The organism is Microbacterium sp. K35 (assembly GCF_004794375.1).
GTDB lineage: Bacteria > Actinomycetota > Actinomycetes > Actinomycetales > Microbacteriaceae > Microbacterium > Microbacterium sufflavum.
The window spans coordinates 1-3,556 of record NZ_SSDM01000068.1; the positions used below are offsets into that span (position 1 = coordinate 1).

General features: G+C 73.7%; 3 protein-coding genes. 1 reads left to right on the top strand and 2 read right to left on the bottom strand.

The window, feature by feature from the left end; all coding sequences use genetic code 11:
* Window positions 1–408 (top strand): zinc-dependent metalloprotease (locus DW299_RS01870; RefSeq protein ID WP_136035434.1); only part of this gene is annotated, 408 nt, incomplete at its 5' end.
* Window positions 409–1,230: 822 nt separating this feature from the next.
* Here DW299_RS01870 and DW299_RS01875 read toward each other — a convergent pair.
* Window positions 1,231–2,952, bottom strand: coding sequence for an ATP-dependent helicase (locus tag DW299_RS01875; RefSeq protein WP_136035435.1), 1,722 nt, complete (start codon window positions 2,950–2,952; stop codon window positions 1,231–1,233).
* On the bottom strand, window positions 2,949–3,556 hold a 608-nt coding region (gene nudC, locus DW299_RS01880), incomplete at its 5' end, for an NAD(+) diphosphatase (RefSeq protein WP_136035436.1). The genes DW299_RS01875 and nudC, both read right to left, overlap by 4 nt.

A 3,556-nucleotide genomic window follows, 5' to 3' on the forward strand; every position in this document is an offset into this window, starting at 1 on the left:
CCGCATGAGGTCATCCACGTCGGCGGCCCGGCGGAGGACGCCCTCGGCGCCCTGGTCGGGCTGAAGCTCCGCCCCCGGCGGATGAGGGAGGCCTCGGCGATGTGGCAGGCCGTGACCGACGCGGTCGGCGTGGCCGCGCGCGACTCCCTGTGGGACTACCCCGACCTCATGCCGAGCGCCGAGGACATCGACGACCCCACGGCTCTCATCGCGCGGCTCCAGGCCGCCGAGCGCGGCGAGCAGCCCGTGGCCGACGAGTTCGATGAGGCGCTCGCCCGTCTGCTCGACGGCGACGACTTCTCCGGCGAGGAGGAGGGGCGCGACTCGACCTCCGCCGACGGCACGGAGGAGCGCGACGACCGCGATCAGGACGGCGATGCGGCACCGGAGGGCGACCGCCCGGTCTGAGCCCGCCCGCCGTGGCGCGACCGTCGCGGCACTCCTCCTCCCCGAGCGCGGGCACCCGCCCGAGTTGTCCACCGATGCGCACGCGTGCTCTCCGCGCACGGACGGTCCGCACGAGAATCGGACGGATGCCACTCACCCCGCCCACCCTCACCCGCCTCGACCCGGCGCGACCGCTGCTGTGGCGCGACGCCACCACGCTGCAACTCGGCGACGACGGGACCCTCCGCCTTCCCGCGGAGCAGTCCTGGGTGGAGCCGCTCCTCAGCCGTATGCGCCGCGGATTCCGGCGCAGCGCGTTCGACGTGATCGCCCATGCGGCGGGCGCCCCCTGGGACGACGCCCGACGGCTGCTCGCCCTCGTCGACCCCGCACTCACCGACGACCCGTCCCCCCTCCGGGCCGTCTGGACGAGCAGCCTCGGTCTCACGGATCCGCGGGCCGAAGGACGACTGCGGGAGGCCCTGGCCGACGAAGGCGTTCCGGCGGGCGCTCCGGATCAGGCGGATGCCGTCGCGGTCGTGCTGGTACCGGGAGCGGCAGCGGCCGTGCAGTTCGCCGTGCACCTGCGCGAGGACCGCCCGCACCTGCCCCTGGCCTTCGAGCCCGGACGCGTGACCGTGGGACCGCTGGTGATTCCTGGCGAGACGCCCTGTCTCAGCTGCCGCGACATCGAGGACACCGAGCGCGACCCCGCGTGGCCCCTCGTGCACAGTCAGCTGATCGGGCGCGACCCCGGGCGCATCCCCGCGTCGCGAGTCGGCGAAGCCGCTCGACTCACGGCCGTCCTGCTCGCCTCGTCCGACCCCGCCCGGCTCGTGCGGGTCAGCGCCGACGGGCGGCGCGTGTGGCGTTCGGTGTCGTTTCGCGCAGAATGCCTGTGCCGCGAGCCGTCGTCCCCATCTCGGCCAGGAACCGCGACGGTGCCCGCTCCCCTCGACCTGCCGATCGCGACCAGGAGATCTCCAGCGTTCGCGCGGCCCGCGTGACGCCCACATACGCCAGCCGCCTCTCCTCGTCGATCGCCTCGAACGTCGTGGCGTAGGAGATCGGCAGCGCGCCCTCCGCCCAGCCCGCGAGGTACACGTGCGGCCACTCGAGGCCCTTCGCCGCATGCAGCGTGGACAGGGTCACGGTGCGCAGCGTCGGCTCGTGCTGGTCCTTCGCCCGCGCCATCAGCGCGTCACTGAACGACCGCAGCGTCTCGTCCGGTCCCGCCTCCTCCGCCAGGCGCAGGATCGCCCGGCGCGCCTCCCAGCCGTCGCGCTGCGCACCACCCGCGGCGGGCGGCTCCTCCGTCAGACCCAGCTCCTTCAGCACGCGGCGGACACCGGGCAGGAAGCCATGCTCGGTCGGGGCCACGGCCGCGGCCCGCAGTGCGAGGATCGCCTGCCGCACCTCCGGCATCGCGAAGAACCGGGTGCCGCCGAGCACCGAGGTGGCGATGCCCTCCGCGGCGAGCGCCTGCTGCAGCACGGCCGACTGGGCGTGGGCGCGGTACAGCACCGCGATCTCGGCGGGCGAGGCTCCGGCCGCGATCCGGGCAGCGACACCGGCCGCGATGCCCGCCGCCTCGTCGGACTCCGAGTCGTACGCCGTGACGGTCGGGGCATCCGCAGTGAACTGCTCGCGGGCCGGGACGAGCTCGAGTGCGCCGGGTCGACCCCGCATCAACGCATTGGCCGCCGTCAGGATGGGCTCCTGCGACCGGTAGTTGGTCTCCAGTCGCACGACCGTGGCATCCGGGTGGCGGCGCTCGAACTCGAGCAGGAACCGCTGCTCGGCGCCCGCGAAGGAGTAGATCGTCTGGCTTGCGTCGCCCACCACGCAGATATCGCGGCGGTCGCCCAGCCACAGCTCGAGCAGTCGGTTCTGCAACGGGGAGACGTCCTGGAACTCGTCGACCGTGAAGTGGCGGTACTGCTCGTGCACCGAGGCCGCGACCCGCGGCTCCGCCTCGAGCATCCCGGCGCACGCGAGGAGCACATCCTCGAAGTCGAGCTGATGCCGCTCGTCCTTCAGCGCCTCGTAGCCGCGCATCAGCTCGACGAGCTGTCCCGCGTCGATCCCGCTGACGGGTCGGCCGAGCTCCGCGTACCGGTCGATCGACAGCATCGACACCTTGCGCCACTCGATCTCGGAGGCGATGTCGCGCAGGGTCGCCGTGCTCGGTCGCAGGCGCAGCGCGTCGGCCGCCTGCCCGAGCATGCGCACCTTATTGTCGATGATCGACGGCGCGGGCGAGCCAGCCAGCGTGGGCCAGAAGAAGTTCAACTGCGCGAGCGCCGCCGCATGGAACGTGCGAGCAGCGACGCCCTCCACGCCCAGGGCACGAAGGCGTCCGCGCAGCTCGCCGGCCGCCTTCGCCGTGAACGTCACCGCCATCACGCGGGACGGCGAGTACGCGCCGGTGTCGACGCCGTGGGCGATGCGGTGCGTGATCACACGGGTCTTGCCCGTCCCGGCCCCCGCGAGCACGGCGACGGGGCCCCGCAGGACGGAGGCCGCTGCCCGCTGCCGCTCGTCCAGGGCGTCGAGTGCGCTCACGCGCGCTCCTCGTACCACTGCACGATCAGGGCGCGCGCGATCGACGCGGGGCCGGGGAGACCGACCGGCCCCTCCCCCGCGAGCGCGGAACCGATCTCGTCGCGCGTGAACCAGCGCACGTCGATGATCTCCTCGCCGTCCGCGCGGGCGGCCGCCTCGTCCTCGACGACGGCCCGGAATCCGACCATGAGCGAGCGGGGGAACGGCCACGCCTGCGAGGAGACGTACCGCACGTCGGAGAGACGCACGCCCGACTCCTCCTCGATCTCCCGGTGCACCGTGGACTCGAGCGACTCGCCCGCCTCCGTGAAGCCCGCGAAGCACGAGTACATGCGGCCGCCCCAGTTGGCGTTCGCCCCGAGCAGCAGCCGCTCACCGTCGGCGCTCTCGACCGCGACGATCACCGCGGGATCCGTCCGGGGGAAGTGCTCGCGCCCGCACACCAGGCAGCGGCGCGACCAGCCGGCCTGACGCAGCTCGGTACCGCCGCCGCAGGTCGGGCAGAACGGCGCGTCGCGCAACCAGCCGGCGAGCGCGACGGCTCCCACCAGCACCTCCGACTCCCCGGCGTCGATGCGGCCCCCCAGGTCGCGCAGCCCGAGCC